24 protein-coding genes and 2 other annotated features are annotated in these 24,835 nt (G+C 36.6%); of the genes, 1 reads left to right on the forward strand and 23 read right to left on the reverse strand.

The annotated features are described in order from the left end of the window. Positions 1-20: 20 nt before the first annotated feature. From ACUXEY_RS07135 to ACUXEY_RS07225, 19 genes are all read right to left on the reverse strand, one after another. The gene (locus ACUXEY_RS07135) at positions 21-1,106 is read right to left on the reverse strand and encodes a M42 family metallopeptidase (protein ID WP_461300372.1); all 1,086 of its coding nucleotides are present in this window, start codon (positions 1,104-1,106) and stop codon (positions 21-23) included. 69 nt (positions 1,107-1,175) lie between these two features. After that, a complete protein-coding gene (locus tag ACUXEY_RS07140; RefSeq protein ID WP_000365050.1) occupies positions 1,176-1,667 on the reverse strand; it encodes a dUTP diphosphatase in 492 nt (163 codons plus the stop codon). Positions 1,668-2,136: 469 nt separating this feature from the next. Then, positions 2,137-2,493 (reverse strand): 50S ribosomal protein L20, encoded by a 357-nt coding sequence (gene rplT / locus ACUXEY_RS07145; protein WP_001138362.1) that lies wholly within the window; start codon positions 2,491-2,493, stop codon positions 2,137-2,139. 37 nt (positions 2,494-2,530) lie between these two features. Then, positions 2,531-2,731 (reverse strand): 50S ribosomal protein L35, encoded by a 201-nt coding sequence (gene rpmI, locus ACUXEY_RS07150; RefSeq protein WP_001125945.1) that lies wholly within the window; start codon positions 2,729-2,731, stop codon positions 2,531-2,533. 21 nt (positions 2,732-2,752) lie between these two features. After that, positions 2,753-3,256, reverse strand: coding sequence for a translation initiation factor IF-3 (gene infC, locus ACUXEY_RS07155; RefSeq protein ID WP_000973215.1), 504 nt, complete (start codon positions 3,254-3,256; stop codon positions 2,753-2,755). 62 nt (positions 3,257-3,318) lie between these two features. Further along, positions 3,319-3,439, reverse strand: a sequence feature (ribosomal protein L20 leader region). 210 nt (positions 3,440-3,649) lie between these two features. After that, positions 3,650-5,587 (reverse strand): threonine--tRNA ligase, encoded by a 1,938-nt coding sequence (thrS, locus tag ACUXEY_RS07160; protein WP_000786073.1) that lies wholly within the window; start codon positions 5,585-5,587, stop codon positions 3,650-3,652. Between the two features lie 47 nt (positions 5,588-5,634). Next, positions 5,635-5,862 (reverse strand) — a binding site (T-box leader). A 31-nt stretch (positions 5,863-5,893) separates the two neighbouring features. Next, the gene (gene ytxC / locus ACUXEY_RS07165; protein WP_166702981.1) at positions 5,894-6,775 is read right to left on the reverse strand and encodes a putative sporulation protein YtxC; all 882 of its coding nucleotides are present in this window, start codon (positions 6,773-6,775) and stop codon (positions 5,894-5,896) included. 278 nt (positions 6,776-7,053) lie between these two features. Further along, positions 7,054-7,989 (reverse strand): primosomal protein DnaI, encoded by a 936-nt coding sequence (gene dnaI, locus ACUXEY_RS07170; protein WP_166702982.1) that lies wholly within the window; start codon positions 7,987-7,989, stop codon positions 7,054-7,056. 33 nt (positions 7,990-8,022) lie between these two features. Further along, the gene (locus ACUXEY_RS07175; protein ID WP_166702983.1) at positions 8,023-9,429 is read right to left on the reverse strand and encodes a replication initiation and membrane attachment family protein; all 1,407 of its coding nucleotides are present in this window, start codon (positions 9,427-9,429) and stop codon (positions 8,023-8,025) included. 148 nt (positions 9,430-9,577) lie between these two features. Then, the gene (gene nrdR / locus ACUXEY_RS07180; protein ID WP_001203687.1) at positions 9,578-10,039 is read right to left on the reverse strand and encodes a transcriptional regulator NrdR; all 462 of its coding nucleotides are present in this window, start codon (positions 10,037-10,039) and stop codon (positions 9,578-9,580) included. A gap of 284 nt (positions 10,040-10,323) precedes the next feature. Then, complete coding sequence (speD, locus tag ACUXEY_RS07185) at positions 10,324-10,707, reverse strand: adenosylmethionine decarboxylase (protein ID WP_002003660.1); 384 nt, start codon at positions 10,705-10,707, stop codon at positions 10,324-10,326. Positions 10,708-11,094: 387 nt separating this feature from the next. Next, positions 11,095-12,123, reverse strand: a complete 1,029-nt coding sequence (locus ACUXEY_RS07190) for a glyceraldehyde-3-phosphate dehydrogenase (RefSeq protein WP_000198978.1) — start codon at positions 12,121-12,123, stop codon at positions 11,095-11,097. A 109-nt stretch (positions 12,124-12,232) separates the two neighbouring features. Continuing rightward, entirely contained in the window at positions 12,233-12,835 is a 603-nt protein-coding gene (gene coaE / locus ACUXEY_RS07195) for a dephospho-CoA kinase (protein ID WP_461300373.1), read from the reverse strand. Between the two features lie 53 nt (positions 12,836-12,888). Then, the gene (gene ytaF, locus ACUXEY_RS07200; RefSeq protein ID WP_000281740.1) at positions 12,889-13,521 is read right to left on the reverse strand and encodes a sporulation membrane protein YtaF; all 633 of its coding nucleotides are present in this window, start codon (positions 13,519-13,521) and stop codon (positions 12,889-12,891) included. Positions 13,522-13,593: 72 nt separating this feature from the next. Beyond that, on the reverse strand, positions 13,594-14,424 hold the full coding sequence (mutM, locus tag ACUXEY_RS07205) for a DNA-formamidopyrimidine glycosylase (protein ID WP_461300374.1): 831 nt from the start codon (positions 14,422-14,424) through the stop codon (positions 13,594-13,596). A gap of 12 nt (positions 14,425-14,436) precedes the next feature. Then, complete coding sequence (gene polA, locus ACUXEY_RS07210; protein WP_461300375.1) at positions 14,437-17,070, reverse strand: DNA polymerase I; 2,634 nt, start codon at positions 17,068-17,070, stop codon at positions 14,437-14,439. Between the two features lie 283 nt (positions 17,071-17,353). Further along, positions 17,354-19,117, reverse strand: a complete 1,764-nt coding sequence (gene phoR / locus ACUXEY_RS07215) for a sensory box histidine kinase PhoR (RefSeq protein ID WP_461300376.1) — start codon at positions 19,115-19,117, stop codon at positions 17,354-17,356. Then, complete coding sequence (phoP, locus tag ACUXEY_RS07220; RefSeq protein ID WP_166702987.1) at positions 19,110-19,829, reverse strand: two-component system response regulator PhoP; 720 nt, start codon at positions 19,827-19,829, stop codon at positions 19,110-19,112. The genes phoR and phoP overlap by 8 nt, the downstream gene beginning before the upstream one ends. A 148-nt stretch (positions 19,830-19,977) precedes the next feature. Then, entirely contained in the window at positions 19,978-20,214 is a 237-nt protein-coding gene (locus tag ACUXEY_RS07225) for a hypothetical protein (RefSeq protein WP_166702988.1), read from the reverse strand. 101 nt (positions 20,215-20,315) lie between these two features. Between ACUXEY_RS07225 and ACUXEY_RS07230 the strand changes: the two genes are divergently transcribed. Beyond that, positions 20,316-20,447, forward strand: coding sequence for a hypothetical protein (locus ACUXEY_RS07230; protein ID WP_461300377.1), 132 nt, complete (start codon positions 20,316-20,318; stop codon positions 20,445-20,447). Positions 20,448-20,505: 58 nt separating this feature from the next. Here the strand turns inward: ACUXEY_RS07230 and ACUXEY_RS07235 are convergent, their stop codons facing one another. The 4 genes from ACUXEY_RS07235 to citZ all read right to left on the reverse strand — a co-directional run bounded on the left by ACUXEY_RS07235 (position 20,506) and on the right by citZ (position 24,755). Further along, entirely contained in the window at positions 20,506-20,979 is a 474-nt protein-coding gene (locus tag ACUXEY_RS07235) for a MaoC family dehydratase (RefSeq protein ID WP_000914180.1), read from the reverse strand. Positions 20,980-21,195: 216 nt separating this feature from the next. Next, complete coding sequence (mdh, locus tag ACUXEY_RS07240; RefSeq protein WP_070171454.1) at positions 21,196-22,134, reverse strand: malate dehydrogenase; 939 nt, start codon at positions 22,132-22,134, stop codon at positions 21,196-21,198. Between the two features lie 19 nt (positions 22,135-22,153). After that, a complete protein-coding gene (icd, locus tag ACUXEY_RS07245; RefSeq protein WP_000206903.1) occupies positions 22,154-23,446 on the reverse strand; it encodes an NADP-dependent isocitrate dehydrogenase in 1,293 nt (430 codons plus the stop codon). Positions 23,447-23,606: 160 nt separating this feature from the next. Next, complete coding sequence (citZ, locus tag ACUXEY_RS07250) at positions 23,607-24,755, reverse strand: citrate synthase (RefSeq protein WP_208326584.1); 1,149 nt, start codon at positions 24,753-24,755, stop codon at positions 23,607-23,609. Between the last annotated feature and the right edge of the window lie 80 nt (positions 24,756-24,835).

The raw sequence follows: 24,835 nt of genomic DNA on the forward strand, positions 1-24,835 counted from the left end.
CCTCTCCTTCGCTTTTTCTATTAATTAAATGTAATGTTATGTACGGCTTCTTTATCAAGACGTTTAATAACTTCTACAATTAACCTCACTGCATTTTCATAGTCATCACGGTGTAACATTGCCGCATGAGAATGAATGTAGCGCGTTGCAATCGTAATTGCCATAGACGGGATACCATTTACAGCAATATGAATGGCACCTGCATCCGTTCCTCCGCCCGCTACTGAATCATATTGGTATGGAATTTCCAATTCATCAGCAACATCAACTACAAAGTCACGTAAACCTGTATGTCCAATAACAGAAGCATCATATAAAATAATCTGTGGTCCATCGCCCATTTTGCTTTGCGCTTCTTTTGCCGTTACACCTGGCGTATCTCCAGCAATACCAACATCTACCGCAAACGCGATATCTGGTTTAATATAGTTTGCAGATGTTTTCGCACCACGAAGACCGACTTCTTCTTGTACAGTACCTACGCCGTATACAACGTTTGGATGCTTCTCATCTTTTAATTGTTTTAATACGTCAATTGCAATTGCACAACCAATTCGGTTATCCCATGCTTTTGCAAGTAACATTTTTTCATTTTTCATCACTTGGAATTCAAAGTAAGGTACAACTTGATCTCCCGGTCGTACGCCCCACTCCATTGCCTCCTCTTGGCTAGAAGCACCAATATCGATGAACATGTCTTTAATTTCAACCGGCTTCTTACGCGCTTCTGGAGGTAAGATGTGCGGTGGTTTTGAACCAATTACACCTGTTACATCTCCTTTACGCGTTACAATTGTCACGCGCTGCGCAAGCATAACTTGTGACCACCAGCCACCAACTGTTTGGAAACGAAGGAAACCTTTTTCATCAATTTGCGTAATCATAAAGCCAACTTCATCTAAATGACCTGCAACCATAATTTTCGGGCCGTTTTCTTCCCCTACTTTTTTCGCAACTAAACTTCCTAAATTATCAGTAGAAAGTTCGTCCGCAAACGGCTCAATATATTTCTTCATTACTTCTCGTGGTTCACGCTCGTTACCCGCAATACCACGTGCATCTGTTAATTCTTTTAGCATTGTCAATGTCACGTCTAATTTTCCCATTGCCAACACCCTCCTTTTTCTTCAGTCACTTCATTATACAAAAGGAAATTGAAATATTCAAAAATTAAATCAGTATCCTTGTGTTTGACGCTGATGATTTACTTCGTTTTTATCTAAATACGCCTTTTCAATCTCTTCTTGTTCAAACTCAAGTGCTTGTCCAAGTCGAAGGTAGCTTGTAAATAATTCAATATAGTTCGTAATAGATGGTTGATCTGTAAAACGAATCACTTTCGCATATGTGTCTAAGAAAATTTCTACTTGTGTTTTATTCGTTTGTGCACATTTATAGAATAGGAAGTTTTTATCAATACCTAAATCAATTCCGATTGATAAAATAAAATGCAAACCATCTACGTATTCTTCTAATATTACTTCACGTTCTGATGCTGGTTTGTTGCTCCAATATTTAAAACAACGTGTTTCATTTGCAAGTTCTCCAATTTCCACAAGAAGAGCTAACATTTTTTCTTTTAATAACTTTTTCGGTTGTAAGTCATGCTCTTTCGCAATACGGTCATCTAATTCTTTTTGTAATTTAAATAGTTGTAGTAAGTCCATTCTATTGTCCTCCTCCAACATCGCATTTTACGCAACAATGTTGTTTCATCTCAAAGTTCATTATTATTTTTCGTTTCTTATTAATAAGCCAGCTATTTACCTCTTTACAAAATAGCTTGTCCTTAATTTACAAATACGTTTCAGTCATCACTATTAGATTGTTCACTCCGATTGGTGGTAGTTAATCATTATACGTGGATTGCCCACTAATAAAAATATTATTTTATCTGATGAAAGTTCCATATCATCTTTCCATTATAGCAGTGTCGTTTCAGGTAGGAAAGATACTCTTCTTTCCAAAGAGGTAGAATTAAAAAAAGCCAGGAGGATTCTCCTGGCTTCATATGTATATTCTTCTATATTGCTATGGCTTTTATATTGATTTTGTCATATCGATAACGACATATCTCTCTTTGTATACAAACAAAAAACCTTAGAAGAAAAATCTTCTAAGGTTTCAACTAATTAATTAGTTAATGTTGTTTTTTGCAACTGTTGCTAATTCAGCGAAAGCTTTTTCGTCATGAACAGCTAAGTCAGCAAGCATCTTGCGGTTAACTTCGATGCCAGCATTTTTAAGACCGTGCATTAAGCGGCTGTAAGAAAGACCATTCATACGAGCTGCTGCGTTGATACGTGTAATCCATAATTTACGGAAGTCACGTTTCTTTTGACGGCGGTCACGGAATGCATACATTAGAGATTTCATAACCTGTTGGTTAGCAACCTTGAATAATGTATTTTTTGAACCGTAGTAACCTTTTGCTAATTTAATTACTTTTTTACGACGTTGACGAGTAACTGTACCACCTTTTACTCTTGGCATAATATTACCTCCTAATTGTTCTATATATCAGCCGAACTTATTTTAAGTTGTCAAGCATTTGACGAATGCGTTTGAAGTCACCAGCGCTTACTACACCAGCTTTACGTAGTTTACGTTTAGCTTTTGTAGATTTGTTAGCGAATAAATGGCTTGTGTAAGCGTGAGAACGTTTCAGTTTACCTGATCCAGTCTTTTTGAAACGCTTTGCAGCGCCGCGATGAGTTTTTTGTTTAGGCATAGGTATTTCCTCCTCTATCTATTACTTATCGTTTTTCGGTGCTAAAACTAAGAACATACTGCGTCCTTCCATTTTAGGCTTAGATTCAACTGTACTAACTTCAGCACAAGCTTCTGAGAAGCGATCTAAAACACGTTGACCGATTTCTTTATGAGTAATGGCACGTCCTTTAAAGCGAATTGACGCTTTAACCTTGTCGCCTTTCTCTAAAAACTTGATAGCATTACGAAGTTTTGTGTTAAAGTCGTGTTCATCAATTGTTGGACTTAAACGAACTTCTTTCATGCTAATTACTTTTTGATTTTTGCGCTGCTCTTTTTCTTTTTTCTGTTGCTCAAAGCGGAATTTACCGTAGTCCATAATGCGGCATACTGGCGGTTTCGCATTTGGAGCAACTAATACTAAATCAAGATTAAGATTTGCAGCTAAGTCTAAAGCGTCATTACGAGACTTGATTCCAAGCTGATCGCCATTTGCGCCAACTAAACGTACTTCACGTGCACGAATTTGCTCGTTAATCATCATATCCTTGCTAATAGTAAGCCACCTCCAAGGTTTTCTCAGAACATAGTTTGTAGTCATAGAACCCGACAAAAAAAGTGCGGGCATACGACACCCACACTTGTAAAATCTTAAGTAAGAAATACATTTACCTGTAAACTGCGAATGCGTCCATCAGGTGAGAAGCGGGTGCTTCTACTTGTTCCACAAAACAATATTCTATTATCCTTGATGAGTTTATCATAGGACATGACGTCTGTCAAGAAGACGCGATGTGTTTTACTAACAACAAGAAATATTGTAACAAACAACTAACATACTTGCAATACTTTTTTACGATAAGTATTGTTTGGTTATTTTTTCTAATTTTTCTTTTTTATAATACATAAGAAAGCCGCGGTATACCGCGGCTTTTTCTTATCGTTTTCCTTCTACTTTAATCATATCAACAAAAGCATCTAATGCGATTGTTTCTGATTTTTGTTCACCATATTTACGTACGTTTACGCCGTTTTCAGTTACTTCATTGTCACCTACTACAAGCATGTACGGAATTTTTTGCATTTGCGCTTCACGGATTTTGTAACCAATTTTCTCTTCACGAGTGTCTAATTCAACACGGATACCAGCACGGCGTAATTCATCTTGTACTTTCTTCGCATAGTCTAAATGTACTTGCGGAGAAACTGGAATTACTTGTGCTTGAACTGGAGCTAACCAAGTTGGGAATGCACCTTTGTATTCTTCAATTAAGAAGGCTACGAAACGTTCCATAGTTGATACAACACCACGGTGAATTACAACTGGACGATGTTGTTTACCATCTTCACCAACGTAAGCTAATTCAAAGCGTTCTGGAAGTAAGAAGTCTAATTGTACAGTTGAAAGTGTTTCGTCTTTTCCAAGAGCAGTACGAACTTGAACGTCAAGTTTTGGACCGTAGAATGCCGCTTCACCTTCAGCTTCATAGTAATCAAGACCCATTTCATCCATAGCTTCTTTTAACATACCTTGTGCTTTTTCCCACATCTCGTCATCAGCATAGTACTTTTTAGTATCAGCTGGGTCACGATAAGATAGACGGAATGAATAGTTCTCTAAACCGAAATCTTTGTACACTTCTAGAGTTAAGTTTACAACACGTTTTAACTCTTCTTTAATTTGATCTGGGCGAACGAAAATGTGCGCATCGTTTAAAGTCATTCCGCGTACACGTTGTAATCCAGATAACGCACCTGACATTTCATAGCGGTGCATTGTTCCAAGTTCCGCAATACGGATTGGTAATTCACGATAGCTGTGAATATCGTTTTTATAAACCATCATGTGGTGAGGGCAGTTCATTGGACGAAGAACTAACTCTTCATTATCCATTTCCATTGATGGGAACATACCATCACGGTAGTGGTTCCAGTGACCAGAAGTTTCATAAAGCTCTCTGCTTCCTAGTACTGGAGTGTATACGTGATCATAGCCTAAGCTAGCTTCTTTATCAACGATGTAACGCTCGATAATGCGGCGGATTGTTGCACCCTTAGGTAACCAAAGTGGTAAACCTTGTCCTACTTTTTGGCTATTAGTAAATAGTTTTAATTCTTTACCTAATTTACGGTGATCGCGCTCTTTCGCTTCTTCAAGCATACGTAAGTGCTCATCTAATTCTGCTTTCTTAACGAATGCAGTACCGTAAATACGTTGTAGCATTTTATTATTGCTGTCGCCGCGCCAGTAAGCACCCGCAACGCTTAATAATTTAAATACTTTAATTTTCCCTGTAGATGGAAGGTGAACACCACGGCAAAGGTCGAAGAATTCGCCTTGCTCATAGATTGAAATAACTGCATCTTCTGGAAGATCGTTAATTAAATCTAATTTTAATTCATCGCCGATTTCTTCAAAGCGACGAAGTGCTTCTGCACGTGGCACTTCATGACGAACGATTTCTAAGTTCTCGTTCACGATTTTTTGCATTTCTTTTTCGATTTTCTTGAAGTCTTCAACTGTAATTGCTTCTTCCATATCAATATCGTAGTAGAAGCCATTTTCGATTACTGGACCAATACCAAGCTCAAGCTTAGCATCTTTATATAAACGTTTTAACGCTTGTGCTAAAAGGTGAGCTGTTGAATGGCGTAAAATGTATAAGCCATCTTCAGAATCTAATGTAATAATAGAAACTGCACCATCTTCTTCGATTGGTGTAACAAGATCGATCATCTCATCGTTTAATTTTCCAGCCACAGCTTTTTTCTTTAAGCCTGGGCTAATAGAAGCTGCGATTTCTTCAGTTGTTACGCCTTTTGGAAACTCCTTCACAGCTCCATCAGGGAAAGTAATTTTAACTACATCTGCCATCACTGGTCACTCCTCTTTTTTTCAAAATAAAAAACACTCATCCCGTAAAAAGGGACGAGTGTTGAATTCGTGGTTCCACCCTTGTTCCAATTAACCTTATTGTTAATTGCTCAAGTTCAACATAACGGTGTTGTCCGTTAGCAATTACTAGAAAAACGTTCACTGCTAAAGTTTAGAGGTGGTAAGTAATAATCCCGTACTAGGAAGCTCACACCCTAAGGCTTCCCTCTCTGAAAATCGTAGAAAACTACTCATGTCCTCATCATGACATTTCAATATATTTCATTTATGTAGGTAATTATATGCTCAAAAACTTAGAAAATCAAGGGCGTTACCTTTATTTTTTAAATTTTTCACATTGCGCTCAAACTCATGTAATCCATGTAATTGTACCCGTTCTTGAAATACATTTCGCAAAGTAATAATCATATTATGGTCTTGTTCTTTCGTATATAAATAAATTTTTTTCGGCGAAATAGAAAGAAGTGGCGCAATTACTTTCGTATCAATATATACATCCTTTTGCTTCAATAATTCCTCATCTATATATTGAACCAATTTCTCCTGTTTTAAACGTCTACCTTTATCATCATAGAAAATAAAGCTTTCATCAAAAATAAGATGCACACAAGACAAACGTGATTTCCGGCTACGCACTTGTTGCCGGAGCGTTTCAATAAACATTTGATATTCTTGTTCCAACTTATACTCATCAATCGCCACTTCAGCAAGCTTAGCTACCATTTCCCTATATGTACGAAGACGAAAACGAACATATGATGAAAACGAGAATGAAAGTGGATCACAAAGCCAGTTATTTAAAGAAGTTTTAATATATGATTCAAATGTGTGACGCGTTAATTCACGAGCAATCCCTTTTCTTCTTCCCTTTAAAATCTCATGTGCCATATGCAATATTTGATGACACTCTTCCTCTTCTTCATAAAAAAACTTCTCTTTTAAGATTGTATATATCCACTCATTTTGTTTCACATTCACAATGAAATATACCATTACTGGCAATAAAATCTTTTCAATATAATTCGATTCACATACTGGTATATGAATCACCACTTTTTGTTCCTGTAAATACACACTCGTTTCCTTATATAACAGTTCCGCTCTTTTCAGTAGTTGTCTATATACGTGCACAGCATCATTTTTTTCTTCGAAGCAAATTTCAATCACTTTTGTCCCCCCTTTTATCCCTGCTCTAAAGGACTGTATCTATACGTTACAAATCCTATAAGAGTCCGTTCCGCGTGAAGTTCACTCTTAGTAGAATTACATTTCTTATCGTTAGAAAATCCACTCGATATGGCTTGCTAATTTTATATATATTAAGGGAGGGAGAAAAAAATGATACAAGCTACAATGAATTTTCTATAAGAACTTTTCATTTTACAATTCAACTACTTCGAAAAGCGTTGAATACAAAAAAAGAGCAAGCTTTTCAGCTTACTCTTTTACTTATGGCGTCGGTTTTCTCCACCTATTTCAATTGGTTTCGCCAAATATTTAATTCGCTCCATAATACGAGCTGCTTTCATTTTTTCCGCTTCACCGCGCTGTGTATACGTTAAATGATGTTCCAACTCCTTAAAATCAAAGTTAGACGTAAAGAACGTCGGTAAGTTTTCTAGCATACGGAATTGCAAAATTGCGCCAAGTACATCATCACGTACAAAGCTTGACATCGCTTCTGCTCCAATGTCATCTAACATTAAAACTTGTACACGTTTCACCGCATCAATCTTTTCCCCAATTGAATTATCTTGAATCGAACTTTTAATTTCACGTAAAAATTCAGGGAAGTATACGAGCATCGAACTTATTTTCTTTTGAGCAAGCTCATTCGCAATCGCTCCTAACAAATACGTTTTCCCTACACCAAATTTACCGTACAAATACAAACCTTGCACTTTTTTCCCTGGTTCATACTCACCCAAGAACTCGTTCGCAGCACCAATACCTTCGTATCTATCACCATCAGATAAATCAAGAGAGGACATAGAAGCCTGTAAAATGTCAGATGGCATATATACACTTTGAACGAGTTTTTCATATTTCTTTCTCTCTTCATATGCTACTTTTCTAACGCAACGATCGTATTGAATATCGATCATCTTCCCTTGGATAACGAGCTTTGGCTCATATCCTTGCAGCATGTTTTTACACGAACCTAAATCCGGACAATCCGCGCAACCTACACTTTGTCCAATATATTCGTATAATTTCACAAGACTGCGCTCAATCATAGAAGTTGTTACTTCACCTTTATGTTCGTCTATAAATTCTTTCACACGCGGATGTGCCATTACTTCCGCCTTTAATACTTCATATCTATTTTTAAAATTTTCATTTTCCATTAACTTTGCAAATGAATTTTGAATATGCTCCATCTTCTCACCTCAAAGAGCGTTCATTCTCTTCTATTAATCACGCTTATATTTTTTTAACACTTCTTCTAGTCGTTTTCGTTCATCATCTAGCGTACTTGCATCTTTTTTCTTACTTACATCTTTCTTCACTGTTTCTTTCGATTGTTCTTTCGGCTCTTCTTTCAGCCAATCTGGTACCATTTCTTGTCGTACCATTTTCTTCGACGTACGACCTTTTTTCTTCGTCTCAGCCCACTCTTGATATTGACGATTCTCTTCTTTCGCTAATGCCATTGCTTCAGCTACTGTACCGACCTTTTTACGTGCCCAATGCCCCGCAATCTTCTCCACATACGTTTTCGCAAGTTTCATATCTGAGCGTAGCATAACGTAATAAATAAGTACATTCACAACACCTGGCGTTAATTTTTGATTGATCATTACATCTTCAACGATTTGCAAGTCAGCTTTCGTTGCCTCTGCACCGCCAGAGATTTCTTTCAATAGTTGCTTTGGTGAGATTTCCTCTAACTGTTTGATTAACATCTCTTCTTGCGTAGAAGGCTCTTTCTCTTTCATCATACGTGCAGCGTGAGGCTGTACTCTTTCACTTAATACAGGTAACGCTTGACCGTTTTCAAACTGATACCAATCACGCGCTCCTTTTCTAAGCCTTTCGATATCAATTGTCTGCATCTCTGTCACCGCACCAAGAACGATATTTTGCATTGATAACACATCTACATCATACACGTAAGCAAGTGTAATGACACATTCTCGCACTTGATCTGTAATCGCCTTTTTAGGAACAAGAGCGGACAAACCATCTACAAATAAGGAGAAATCAAAGAAATCATTCCAAACTTTCGGAGCGTCTCCCTTTTCATTACTTGGCATTGCTGTCGTTTTTGGAATACGAAGGTCTTCCTGAGCATGCTCAAGCTGTCCTGGATTAAATGAACCAAACACATCATTAAAAGAACGCGTCACATTTTCATAAGATACAAAATCAAATTCTTCTTCTAAGAAATATTGCTTTACTTGATTATATTTTGTCCGACTCAATCGATTGTATAAAAAGATACTTAACACAATATCATCAAAAAACTGCTTCGGAGATAAAGGTGGTTGCAGCTCATATATAAACATTCGAATATCTTTTTCTTTCTTAATATATACTTTCAAAAGCCCAATTGCCTCTAACTTTACTCGTTCCTCATATACTTCGGGAAGTTGCATTTGCATGGTCACCATAAGGGAATGATGCGTATTCTCTTTTCCAAACACACGGTCTTGCTCTAACTCTCCCCATAGCGTCATGTACAAGCTAAAAGCTCTACTACCTATTAACGGCTGATACAACATCGTTAACACTTTTCGGTCGTAATTATGCAATAACCCTTTCGCACTTACTTTATAACGATCAATCGGCAATAGCTCCATCCATGACTGTTTTTCCATTCTTGCTTTTCCTTTCTCTCATCCGATCTATCCTCTACTTCATTCAATCTTCATTATATAATTTCTTAGCGAAAAAGAGCTATTAGCTTTCGCTTCTAGCTCTCTTATCTCATTACTTACGGTATGTAAAGAGAATACAATACAGATTCTACTCTCTTTCTTTTTGCAGTATATCTTTTAATTCTTCAATAAATACATTTAAATCTTTAAATTGGCGATATACAGAAGCAAAACGCACGTAGGCAACATCGTCGATATCACGCAGTTCTTCCATAACAATTTCACCAATCATATCACTTTTCACTTCCGATATACCTAAATTACGAAGTTCACGTTCCACACTTTGAGTTACTTCTTCTAATTGTCTTAAAGATACTGGTCTTTTTTCACATGCTTTAATTAAACCACGTAAAATCTTTTCTTTATTAAACTCTTCTCGTGTACCTTCTTTTTTTACAACGATAAGAGGTGACTCTTCTACTCTTTCAAATGTCGTAAAGCGGCTTAAACAGCTTTCACACTCTCTCCTTCTTCGAATAGAGCGCCCCTCGTCTACCGGACGCGAATCTAACACTCTTGTACCATTATGAGAACAGGATGGACAACGCAATATATTCACTCCTTTACACTATACTCTTTATTTTTCTCTACTTACTTCATCTGACAATATATATACATTATTATATAACTCATTCTAACTCTCTTACCACTTTAAGTTGAAGCGCATTATTTTATCATCTCGTTTTCGAAAATAAGATGGTAGATGGAATGCTACCTTATTCGTAAGAGCTCCATTTATTCAACTAACGAGTACGTTATATTTTCCCTTTTTTATAAACTAAAAAAGAGGTGCATTATACACCTCTTTACATTTTAAATCAATTATGTTCTTTTTTAAAGAGCTTTTGTTTCTCTCTGCTTAATTTCGAAGCTACCAGTGCCTCGAGGAAGCTCGATGCTCTCACGCGTTTTCGCGTTTAAACCTTCTGCAATATATTCTGCAGCAACATTTGGATCAATACGATCCCCACAAGTATAAACATCAATACTTGCGTAACCGTGCTCCGGAAAGCTATGAATTGTTAAATGTGATTCCGAGATAATTACTACTCCACTTACACCTTGTGGTGCAAATTTATGGAAAGCTACCTCACGCACTTCAGCACCAGCTCTTAGTGCTGCATCCACAAATAATTGTTCAATATACGGCATGTCATTAAGCTTGTCGAAATCGCAATCCCAAAGTTCAGCGATCACGTGACGACCCATCGTATCCATAGTATCCATTCTACAGTTCCCCCTTGTAAATTTATTCTAACTGTTCGAATTGAAAACTAATTTGCAATTTGGCTTGCTCCACTACCACGGGGGAAAGTTAGTCCAGAGAGGTCCTAACCCTTTAAGTAGTGACTACGTACCTCAGCTCTTAAGTTTACGAGTGTTAGTATACTTTGTTTATTTTCATTTTGCAACAACAGTTTTTTCGATTTTCTGTCATATTTTCCTCTTTACTTTTCCCTAAAAAAAATAAATGATTCACAAATACAGTAATTCCAACGTTTCGTGGTATGTCCACTTTCAAAAATATACTTATATAATTTTTTCCTTTTCAGAAAAAATTAAAAAAAAGAGGGCAAATATTCACTTGCCCTCTCCCTTATTCACTTAAATATGTTGCACATTTTTTTGTTTCGCTAATTCGTCAACAACTAACGTTACAAGATCCACAACACGACGAGAGTAGCCCCACTCGTTATCATACCAAGCAAGTACTTTCACTTTACGATCACCCATTACCATTGTAGATAAACCATCAATAATAGCTGAATGTGTATTTGTATTAAAGTCAATAGATACTAAAGGCTCTTCGCTGAATTCTACAATACCTTTTAATGCACCGTTTGCAACAGTTTTGAATGCTTCATTAATAGCTTCAACTGTCACATCACGTTTTACATCTACTACTAAGTCAACAAGAGACACGTTTGGTGTTGGTACACGAAGTGCCATACCATGAAGTTTTCCGTTTAAGTGCGGAAGAACTTTTGCAAGCGCTTTCGCGGCACCTGTCGTTGTCGGAATGATTGATTGTCCGCAAGCACGCGCTCTTCTTAAATCTTTATGTGGGTTATCAATATTTTTTTGGTCATTTGTATAAGCGTGAACAGTTGTCATTAAACCGTTTTCAATTCCAAACTGCTCATCTAACACCTTAACAACAGGCGCTAAACAGTTTGTTGTGCAAGATGCATTTGAAATAACAGTATGTTTTGTAATATCTAATTGATCTTCGTTCACACCAACTACAATTGTTACATCTTCATTTTTACCAGGCGCTGTTAAAATAACTTTTTTCGCTCCAGCTTCAACGTGAAGAATTGCTTTTTCTTTTGAATTAAATTTACCAGTTGCTTCAATTACAACTTCAACACCTAAATCTGTCCAAGGCAATTCCTTTGGATCGCGGTTGTTTAAAAGGCGAATCATTTTCCCATCAACTAATAAATGATCTTCAAATGCTTCTACTGTTCCGTCAAACTTGCCGTGAACTGTATCATATTTAATTAAATGTGCTAACGTTTCAGATGGATAGCTTGCATTGATTGCTACAATTTCGAATGCGCTTTCTTTTATTGCCTGACGAAATACCATTCTCCCAATACGTCCAAATCCATTAATTGCCACACGAGTCATAATATGTTATCCCCCTTGAATGCGTTATACTATTTATCTCCAATCCCAATAATAGTATAACACAAAAAGGGGATATGTCACTAAGCATTTTCATTAATTTCACAATTTTTTAGTCAATAATGTTCCAATTCTTTAAAATCACCTGCAATTGTGTTTTCGTTTCCATAATTGTGTCATCATTATTTATCACTTCATCTGCATGTTTCACTTTTTCCTCTAACGGCATTTGAGATTGAATACGAGCTGTTGCTTCTTCTTCCGAAAAATTATTTCGTTTCATTAAACGTTCTAATTGCGTCTGTGGTTTAACTGCTACAACTAAAACGCGGTCAACAAGACTTATTAATTTACTTTCAAATAAGAGAGGAATATCTAACACAACCGCTTGCGCACCTTCTTTTATGTACATTTCCTTTTGCCTATTCATTTCCTCACGCACTGCAGGATGAACAATTTTATTTAACTGCAATCGTTTTTCTTCATTATAGAAAACAACACTTCCTAATTTTGGACGATCCAGCTCTCCATCTCCCTGTAATACTTCCGCTCCAAACACTTCTACTATTTTGTTATATGCTGGTTTTCCTCGCTCTACAACTTCTCTTGCAATAATATCCGCATCAATAACTGGTATACTCAGTTCACGAAACATTTGAGACACTGTACTTTTTCCACTTGCAATGCCTCCTGTTAATCCAATTACTACTGTCATCATATAATCCTCCTCATAATAAAAGGCGCGAAACTAATGTTCCACGCCCGTACTTACATTTTCCAAATTCCAATAATAATGAGTAATACCCCAGGCAGGAATGTAAATTTTTGCAACCATTTCATATTTGATAAAACCGTTCCAAGTTTCATTCCAATAAATAAAAACAAAGAACTCATCACTGCAACTAATATCGCCATCATAGCAGGTGCATACCCTAATAAAGACGCACCAATTCCAGCACCGAATGAATCTACAGAAAGAGCGATACCAAGAAGCAATGCTTCTCCTGCAGAAATGGTGCCTGATTTATCGAAATCTGCTACAGTCGGTTTCCGTAAAATTTGAATTACTAACCCAAGCGAGGCAATCTCTAATTTCCAGACCTTCTCCTCTTGCTTCGGTTCTTCTTTTTTCTCACTTCGAAAAAATTGGTATAATACCCAAATTCCTATTCCAATAAGAACAAGCCCACCGATACGCGTTGCGATAACAGGTGAAAATATTTTTGCGATCATATGTCCAATTCCCATTGAAACAAGCATAACAGCCGCTGAACACATTCCGATAATTATAATTGATCTTAGTGGAATTCTTACACTTCTTAAACCATATGTTAGCCCTACACTACAGCTATCTAAGCTTAATGTAAAAGCTAATAAAATAAGAGATAAATAAAGGTACATCGGTAAGCTCCTCCCTTATACATAGCTCTGCTGTATGTATATGACAAATGCCTATCCGATGTTATCTCTTTTCTATATTCTTGGCTGACAAATCGGGCAGTAATGTGTTCCTCTTCCGCCAACAACTATTTTTTCTAATATCGTACCGCAAGTCACACACGGTTCTCCTTTTTTTCCGTATACATTTAGAAGTTCCTGGAACGAACCAATTTGCCCTTGCGAGTTAATATACGTTCGAATTGTACTTCCGCCACGCTTCACTGCTTCGCCTAACGTTGTAACAGTTGCCTCATAAATCCGCTCAATTTCTTCCGCTGTTAAAGACGACGCTTCTCGTTCTGGATGAATTTGAGAACGGAATAAAACTTCATCTACATATATATTTCCAAGCCCCACTAAAAGACGTTGGTCTAATAATACGACTTTTATTTTGCGATTTGTTTTTTGCAATCTCTCCTGTAAATACTGTGGTGTCAATTCATCATCAAATGGCTCCGGACCCAAGTCAGCAAGAGGCATTTGGTTCAACTCTTCACCTTTTTTAAAGAGATGCATCGTCCCAAACTTTCTCACATCTTTATAATGTAATTCCGTTCCATCTGTAAATAAGAAACGGACGTGCGTATGCTTATCAATTGGCTCATCCTCTTGATGCAGTAAAAACTTACCTTCCATACGCAAATGTGAAACAATAACATAATTCGTTACATATAAAAGCAAAAACTTTCCTCTTCGCTTTATATTTTCAATCTTCTCGCCTCTAAGCATTTCTTTAAAGATTTCTGCATCATCCGGTCGTTTTACTATTTTTGGATATGTAACAATAACATCTTCAATTGTTTTTCCTGTTACAAGATTTTCAAGTGTCCGTCTGACGTTTTCAACCTCTGGTAATTCAGGCATTTCATCACTTCCTTATTTTGCGTCGTACCAAGTTGGACCGTAAGAATAATCAACTTTTAGCGGAACTGCGAGTTCAATTGCATGCTCCATTACTTCTGGTACAAGCTTCTCTAATTTTTCAATTTCTTCTTTTGGTGCCTCAAATATTAATTCATCGTGTACTTGCAATAGAAGACGAGCTTGTAATCCTTCTTCTTCTAAACGATCTGCCATAATAATCATCGCTTTTTTAATAATATCTGCTGCAGTACCTTGGATTGGCGTATTCATAGCTGTACGCTCAGCAAAGCTGCGTAAATTGAAATTACGACTCGTAATTTCCGGAATGTAACGGCGACGATTTAATAATGTAGCCACATATCCTTTTTGCTTCGCATCTTTTACGATGTCATCCATGTATTCTTGTACACCAGGGAAACTTTCTAAATACTTTTCAATAAATTCCGCTGCTGCTTTTCTTGTAATTCCTAAGTTTTGTGAAAGACCATAATCACTAATACCATACACAATTCCGAAGTTAACAGCTTTCGCTTGTCGTCTCATATTTGAAGTTACTTCATCTTTTTCAACGCCAAATACATCCATAGCTGTTTTCGTATGAATATCCATGTCATGTTGGAACGCGTCAACTAGCCCTTTATCATTTGCAATATGAGCTAATACACGAAGTTCAATTTGCGAATAATCTGCCGCGTACATAATCCATCCTTCTTCTGATGGAACGAATGCCTGACGAATCTTTCTTCCTTCTTCTAATCGAATCGGGATATTTTGCAAGTTCGGATCCGTTGAACTTAATCGGCCCGTTTGCGTTAATACTTGATTGAAACGAGTATGGATTTTAGATGTGTCTTCATGTACAACTTTTAATAAACCTTCAATATACGTTGAGTTTAGTTTCCCTAATTGACGGTAATGTAAAATGTTTGGAATAATTTCATGGTGATCCATCAGCTTATCTAGTACATCAGCTGACGTAGAATAACCTGTTTTCGTCTTTTTAATAACTGGTAAGTTTAAGTTCTCAAACAGAATAACACCAAGCTGCTTCGGTGAATTAATATTAAATTCTGTTCCCGCAAGCTTATAAATTTCTTGTTCCATTTCCTTTAATCTACCTGCAAGTTCTTCTCCCATATTCCGAAGACGCTCTGTATCAACTTTTACACCTTTTACTTCCATATCAGCTAATACACGTGCAAGTGGTAATTCTAACTCGGTAAACAGTTCATATTGCTCATTCTTTTCTAACTCTTCAACGAATGTTTGCTTTACATCGTATAATACATGCACTTTACGAGCTACATGCTCCGCTACTACGTCTAGCTCTGGAACAGCACGCTTCGCACCTTTTCCGTAAACTTCTTCATCAGATTTCACAGCATGCGTTTCTTTCATTTTCGCTACAGTACGGAAATCTTTATCCGTATCAGCCGGATCAAGTAAATAAGCAGCGATTAATAGATCAAAGTCAATCCCTTGCATATCTATATCGTTCCATTTCAGTGCAACGATCGCACGCTTCGCATCAAATGTATACTTTCTCATTTCCCCATCTGCAAGCCACTCTTTAAAAGCGTCTGACTTAAGAGCGATGTCTGTTTGAATAAAATAACAGCCATTTTCATTTTGAATACCGAAACCTTGAATATCTGCTTTATGATAGTTATCTTCTTGTACTTCAACAATAAGCGCACTATCTTGCTGAAGCATTTCTTCTGTAACTTCTTCCACAATATCAAATGTAATCTCATCTAATTCAGCCGGAGCCGTTTCTTCTGGCGTAACACCTAATTTATTTAAAAGCGATGTAAACCCTAAACTCTCAAACATCGGAATGACATCACTTGCTTCATATCCTTTATACTCCATATCATCCACATGCACAGCAATCGGCGCATCTGTAATAATAGTTGCAAGATCTTTACTCATAAGAGCTTGGTCTTTATTTGCTTCCAGTTTTTCTTTTAATTTCTTCCCGCTTACTTGATCTATATTTTCATACACTTCTTCGACCGTTCCAAACTGTGTTAACAATTTAATTGCAGTTTTTTCACCAACTCCTGGTACACCTGGAATATTATCTGATTGGTCTCCCATTAAACCTTTCATATCGATAATTTGCTTTGGTGATAAACTGTATTTCTCAAATAAAGCTTCTTTCGTATATTCATCTACTTCCGTAATCCCTTTTCGAGGAATACATACGAGCGTGTTATCAGAAACAAGTTGAAGTAAATCTTTATCTCCTGAAATAACTTTTACATTTGCTCCTTGTTCACTCGCTTCTTTCGCTAACGTTCCCATAATGTCATCCGCTTCATAATTTTCAAGCTCATAACGCGGTACATTGAATGCATCAAGCATCTCACGAATAAACGGGAATTGCTCTGATAATTCAGGTGGAGTCTTTTGACGTCCTCCTTTATACTCACTATATGTTTTATGACGGAATGTCGTTTTCCCCGCATCAAATGCTACTAACATATGCGTCGGTTTTTCTTCCTCTAATATTCTCATTAACATCATTGTAAAACCGTAAATTGCGTTCGTATGTATACCTTTGTCGTTATTTAAAAGCGGTAGTGCAAAGAAAGCACGATACGCGATATTATTACCATCTACTAATACGACCTTTTTTTCCAAATCAGAAACCTCCCCATGCAAATTTGAAATGATTTTTTTCACAGAAAAAAACCGTTCCTTTCCTCTCTCTATATTAACATGACTAATAGAGAGAAGAAAAATAACGGCTATTTTCTATCATATATAAAAACGTTTACTAATATAAAAGGGAAGTGACGAGAACAGCATAACTATTCTCGTCCAAAATTACTCCTTGGATGAAGGGGTTTTCATGTATTATATTAACAGAGCTTTATTAATATTTAATTAAGCCATTGTTAATATATTGTAAACATCCTTCATCCTATTTTTCAGTTGCTGATTTTGGTAAAACAACTGTAAATGTTGTCCCTTCCCCAACTTCACTATCCACTGTAATCGTACCGTGATGTGCCTCGACTAAATGCTTTACAATCGATAATCCGAGGCCTGTACCACCAGTATTTCGACTTCTCGCCTTATCTACTCGGTAAAAGCGTTCAAAAATACGCGGAATTTCATCTTTACTAATACCAATTCCAGTATCCGAAACTTTTATATAAGCATTATATTTATCTTCTGCTAATTCTACAGAAACAACGCCTCCAGCCGGTGTATATACGATTGCATTATTAATTAAATTAATAAAGATTTGCTTCAAACGACTTGGATCTCCAATGACAGAGACTCGTTTTAGCGTATTTACTTGTAAAGAGATTTCTTTTTCTCCCGCTTTGTTATCAAGCACCATATGAATGTCTTCAAGAAGTCCCTTCATATCAACGGTCCCCATACTCAATTTAAATCCTTGTTGCTCAATCTTTGATAAATCTAATAAATCTTCAATTAAGCCTTGCATACGTTCACTTTCTTTTAAAATAATGTGTAAGAAATGTTCGCAGAATTTCTTATTATCCATAGCACCGTCCAAGAGCGTTTCTGAAAAACCTTTAATAGACGTAATCGGTGTCTTTAGTTCATGAGAAACATTCGCTAAAAAGTCTTTTCTCATTTGTTCTAATTTTTTTAACTCAGTAATGTCATGGAATACAAGGACAATCCCTTTCCATTCATGGTTCGTCCCGATAATCGGTGCTCCATATACTTCAAAATGCTTTCGCTCAATTCCAAGCGGCAATAACATTTGTTTACGCACTTTCACTTCTGTCATAAAAATTTCTTCCACAAGTTCTATAATTTCTGGATGATGAAACGATTCATAATATAAACGATCTAAATATTCTTCATCTGTTACGTGGAAAGTTTCCTTATACGAACGATTCACAAGGTTTATATAACCGCGGCTATCAATTAAAATCATTCCACTTCCCATATTTTCAATTAACGTATGCAGACGATCTTGTTGCATTTCTTGCTCAAGTGTCATCTCTTGTAAATTACGAGCTAAAATATTAATCGCTTTACTTAACATTCCCGTTTCATCCGAATGACTTTCATAAGCGCGTGCTTTATAATTGCCCTTCGCTAATTCGATAGCAACTTTCGTAACGGATTCAATTGGCCTAATATATTGCCCTGTAATTTTCATACCTAAAAATACGACTACGAGACACGCAATAACAAATCCGATAATTAATAATCCCCACGTTTTTTGATGAACAGCTTTCAAAGGCTCAATTGTACTTTTTACCAAAATGTACCCTTGTTTCCCTGCTACATCTTGAACGAACACCGCATGATAAAATTCATTATTTTGATCTGTTTCTTTCGTAATGACTTTATTTCTTTGTTTCGTTGTTTCAGAATAAAGTTCTTTCATTATCCCTTGGCTAAACGCAGACTGTTCTCCTCCGCTATATTGAACGTTCTTTTTTTCATCCAAAAATATAATAGAAGCTGATATTTTTTCTTCTAACTTTTCAAATACGTACGGATTTTTTAAAACATCATCAAAACCTTGTTCTTCTGCTAATACAGCAACATACTCTGTCTCTTTTACCATTCTCTCTTTTGCATGATCTATATAGTAGTTTTCAAACACGGTTTCCAGTAATAAACCTAGTCCGACTAATATAAAAACAATAAGAGAAACAAATGTAAAAAGAAGCCTGGAACGAAATTTATTCATCCCCTTTTGGCTCCTCTAATTTATATCCTAAACCACGTATCGTTTTAATGTACGTCGGTTTTTTCGTATTTTTTTCAATTTTATCGCGCAAATGGCTAATATGGACGTCAACAATTCGTGTATCACCAGCAAAATCATAATTCCATACAGCACTTAATAATTGATCACGTGTCAACACACGGCTCTTATTTTTTGCAAGATAAACAAGTAGTTCAAATTCTTTTGGTGTTAATTCAAGCTTTCTTTCTTGGAAATAAGCTTCATAAAACTCTGGTAAAATTTTAAGTTCCGCAATCGTGATGCTTTCTTCATCTGACGTTTCTGTAACTTGTTCTTCTTGCTGCAATTTCGTACGGCGCAAAATCGCCTTCACACGTGCAACAACTTCCCTCGGGCTAAATGGTTTCGTCATATAATCATCTGCCCCTAGTTCAAGACCTAGCACCTTATCAAATTCATCATCTTTTGCTGTTAACATTAAAATCGGCGTCATAACGCGCTGCAATCGTAATTCTTTACACACTTCCATACCATCCATTTTTGGAAGCATTAAATCTAATATAATTAAATCTGGGCGTTCTGTTGTCGCTTTTTGAAGCGCCATTTCTCCATCCATCGCTGTTATTACTTCAAACCCAGCTTGTTGTAGATTAAATTCAATTAAAGTTAAGATAAACTCCTCATCATCAACTACTAAAATACGATTGTTCATTCTTTTCCTCCAAGTTATAGACTTGAAACCTTCTTCATCCTAGTATTTTCCCCGTTATTCTCATCATACTAGAAAACAAGGTCCCTCTCAATATAATTGTCTATACATGGATTCAGATTGTTCTATTGTTATTACTCATTTACTCCAATTAACGTGTTGTTATCCATACTTTATATACATCTATATTTTCATTCCATTCTACTTCCGTATGAATATTGAATTCGTGATTTTTTGCTAGAAAGAACGAAAGAGCATACGCTATTTTATAGTCCCGCGTTTCATATCCACCAAATACTCTTCCATACATTTCATTCGCGATCCCGTCTGCCCACACTTCAGCCTCTCTCATCGTTTCAAAGATAACGTCTTCTCTCTTCCATCTCACCTTAAAAAACCACTCCTTCAATTGACTTTAATTATCAAATTAATATATAGTAAATATTGTTAATCTAAAAATCCTAATATAAAAGATAAGGAGACTCTATTATGCGACTAGTGTTACCTATTCTGTCTTTAATAGTAATTTGCATTCTTACATTCAACGCCCCAAGCTGGGACACGATTAAAACAGGTTGTTCCGATTTCGCCGAAGGATTTACAGAAGGATTCTTCAACTAAAAATAGCGCTAGCCCCCCTTATAGAAAGGTATGCTAGCGCTATTCATATTTTTACTTTTTAAAAATTATCTAATGCTTTTTCCATAATAGAAACTGATTTAAAAGGCGGCGTTACTGTTAATGAACCTTTTACAACCGTTTCTCCTTTTTCATCATGAGCAGATACAAGCATATCAATTGTATGTTCCTCCTCAGAAACAGCCACAACTTCAAAGTGGATTTGTAACGTTTCATAATGGTGAACATGCTTCACGAACGTAAGGTCCTTTCTCGTAATATGACTACCTGGACCTGGTAAATATTTCGTAACTGCCGTTGTAATCATTCCAGTTAGCATAATGCTTGGTACAATCGGCTTTTCATACGGAGTTTGGGATGCGTAATCATGCTGAATATATAATGGATTGGCATCATTCGTTAACCCTAAGTACAATAACAAATCTTTATCCTCAATTTTTTCAGTGATAGATAATTTCTCTCCTACTGTAATTTCATCCATTTTACGACCAATTTGAACTTTTTTCTTTAACATGTTACAACCCCCTCCGATTTTTTCACCTTATTATCCTACTAAAAGCGATACCTGATCCGAAATTTACTATGATGAGGGCAATGTATAGTATAAATCTATAGTTTCATTATAGGATACACCAAATGATAGCGTTTTCATATTATTTCAAAAAAACATTTGCATATATAGTAGAAAAAGATTCGGGGCCCCGAATCTTTTTCCGCTTATATTTAATTATTAAATAAGAACCTTCATAACATTACGTACAGATTCTACAGAGCGATCTAACGCTTCTTTTTCATCTGCAAGAAGTTCTAATTCAATAATTTTTTCAATTCCGTTACCACCTAGAATTACTGGTACCCCTAAGTAAAGGTCGCTATAACCATATTCCCCTTCAAGGTACGCAATAGCCGGTAATACACGGCGTTGATCTTTTAAAATTGCTTCTGTCATTTCAACTAAAGAAGCAGCTGGTGCGTAATATGCACTACCGTTTCCTAATAAGCCTACAATCTCTCCGCCACCTTTACGGGTACGTTCTACGATTGCTTCTAAACGCTCTTTCGGAATTAACGTTTCTAACGGAATGCCACCTGCATAAGAATAACGTACAAGAGGTACCATATCGTCACCGTGGCCACCAAGAACAAATCCTGTAATGTCTTTCACAGAAAGATTTAATTCTTGTGCGATGAATGTACGGAAACGAGCTGTATCTAATACGCCCGATTGACCGATAACACGCTCTTTCGGGAACCCTGCTTCTTTAAATACAGAATATGTCATTGCATCAACTGGATTTGTTAATACAACAATAATCGCATTTGGTGAATGTTTTGCAATGTCGCGCGTAATACTTTTCATAATTTTAGAGTTTGTTGCTACTAAGTCATCACGGCTCATACCAGGCTTACGTGCAATACCTGCTGTAATCACAACAACGTCAGAATCAGCAGTATCTGCGTAATCAGATGTTCCAATAATGTTAGCATCAAAACCTTGTACTGGGCTCGCTTCTAACATATCTAACGCTTTCCCTTTTGTTGGATTTTCCAGTTGTGGAATGTCCACTAATACAACATCTGCAAGTTCTTTTTGTGCTAATAAGAATGCTGTTGTTGCTCCTGTAAATCCTGCACCGATGACTGAAACTTTCTTGCGTTTGATTGTCATAATTTACCCCCCGCTTTAATTATGCGTTTTTGATTATCGCTACATCCATGTTTTTAATAAGTTCATTAGCGAACTCAGAACATTTCACTTCTGTCGCACCTTCCATTAAGCGTGCGAAATCATAAGTTACTACTTTTGAAGCAATTGTTTTCTCAACAGAAGCAGTTACTAATTTCGCTGCTTCGTTCCATCCTAAGTGTTCTAATAATAATACACCAGAAAGAAGAACTGAAGATGGGTTTACTTTATCTAAACCTGCATATTTTGGAGCTGTACCGTGCGTAGCTTCAAAGATAGCATGTCCAGTCACATAGTTAATGTTTGCACCAGGAGCAATACCAATTCCACCTACTTGTGCAGCAAGTGCATCAGAGATGTAGTCTCCGTTTAAGTTCATTGTCGCAACAACATCGAACTCACGTGGACGAGTTAAAATTTGTTGTAAGAAGATGTCTGCAATAGAATCTTTTACGATGATTTTCCCAGCCACTTCAGCGTCTGCCATCGCTTTATTCGCTGCATCTTTACCATCTTTCTCAACGATACGATCATATTCAGCCCAAGTAAATACTTTGTCGCCGAATTCTTGTTCCGCTACTTCGTAACCCCAGTTTTTGAAAGCACCTTCTGTAAATTTCATGATGTTTCCTTTATGAACTAATGTAACAGAAGAGCGTTTTTCATTAATAGCATATTGAATTGCAGCACGAACAAGACGCTTTGTCCCTTCTTCTGAGATTGGTTTAATACCAATACCAGATGTTTCTGGGAAGCGGATTTTATTAACACCCATTGCTTCTTTTAAGAAAGTAAGAACTTTTTCTGCTTCTGGAGATCCTTGTGCATATTCAATTCCAGCATAAATGTCTTCTGTATTTTCACGGAAAATAACCATATCAGTATCTTCCGGACGTTTTACAGGTGAAGGAACACCTTCAAAATAACGAACTGGACGTAGACATACGTATAAATCTAATTCTTGACGAAGTGCTACGTTTAAAGAACGAATACCACCGCCAACTGGAGTTGTAAGTGGACCTTTAATCGCGATTAAATACTCACGAATTAAATTTAAAGTTTCTTCTGGTAACCACTCGCCTGTTTGGTTGAATGCTTTTTCCCCTGCAAGCACTTCTTTCCAAACGATTTTCTTCTCACCATCATAAGCTTTTTCAACTGCCGCTTCTAGTACTCGAGATGCAGCTGCCCAAATATCAGGACCAATTCCATCTCCTTCAATAAATGGAATAATCGGATTGTTTGGTACATTCATAACACCATTAGTTACAGTAATTTTTTCACCTGTCGTCAATGTGATAACCCCCATGTTTGAAATTTCATATGTATGAAACTGAGGGAATAACCCCTCAGTTCAAACCGTTAGTCAAATTAAAATATTCTAATCATTACATCTTTCCGAAAAAATCAGACTTTTGAAAGCGTATTTTCACTATCAAAATAGTGTTTTTCGCTTATCGTTGTGCAATTGGAACGTACACTTGATGTGTTGGTCCATTATAATCAGCACGCGGACGGATTAAACGGTTGTTTTCATATTGTTCTAGAATATGAGCTAACCAGCCTGACATACGGCTAATTGCAAAGATAGGTGTAAATAAGTCATGGTCAATTCCTAAACAATGGTATACAGAAGCTGAATAGAAATCAACATTTGGTGGAAGACCTTTTTCTTTTGTTACAATGTCTTCAATTTTGATAGACATATTATACCATTTGTCTTCTCCTAAAAGCACGCATAATCTCTTGGACATTTCACGTAAATGTTTTGCACGTGGATCACCCTGCTCATATACACGGTGGCCAAAGCCCATGATTTTCACTTTATTTTGAAGAGCATTATGAATATATGATTCTACATTTTCTTCTTCGCCAATTTCAGTTAACATCTTCATTACATTTTCATTTGCCCCGCCGTGAAGAGGACCTTTTAACGCACCGATTGCTGCTGTAATACCAGAATATACATCTGAAAGTGTAGCTACACAAACGCGCGCAGTAAATGTAGAAGCGTTTAACTCATGATCTGCGTGAAGTACAAGCGCCTTATCAAAAGCTTCAATTTCAACTTCATTCGGTTCGCGATCATTTAACATGTACAAGAAGTTTGCAGCTAATGATAAATCATTTCTAGGTTCAACAACATCTAAACCTTTACGAATTCTTGCATAAGCAGCAACTAAAGTTCCCACTTGAGCCTGTAATTTAACCGCTTTCAAATAATTGGACTTTTCATCCATAATTTCAGCGCTCTCATCGTATAATGATAGCATGGAAATTGCAGTTCGTAAAACAGACATCGGATGCGCGATTTTTAAATCTACTTGTTTCAAATATGTTAAAATCTCACCTGGCACTTTATAGTATTCCGATACAATCTCTTTAAATCCCGCTAGTTCTTGTTCGTTAGGAAGCTTGCGATGCCATAATAAGTACACTACTTCTTCAAATGTAGCATTCTCCGCTAAATCATCAATATTATACCCAACATAAGTTAATGTATCATCAATAATAGAGCTCACAGATGATGTTGTTGCTACTACCCCTTCTAAACCTCGAATAACAGTCATGACATTCTCTCCTTTTCCTGAAAATTCTCCCAACCTTGCTCCTTATATCTATTTGCTTCCCTTTTGAATTATGAACGCCCGTTCACTCTTTAGGCAAGCAAAATGCACGTTCA

The sequence above is a fragment of the Bacillus sp. F9_6S_D1_P_5 genome (assembly GCF_054823925.1).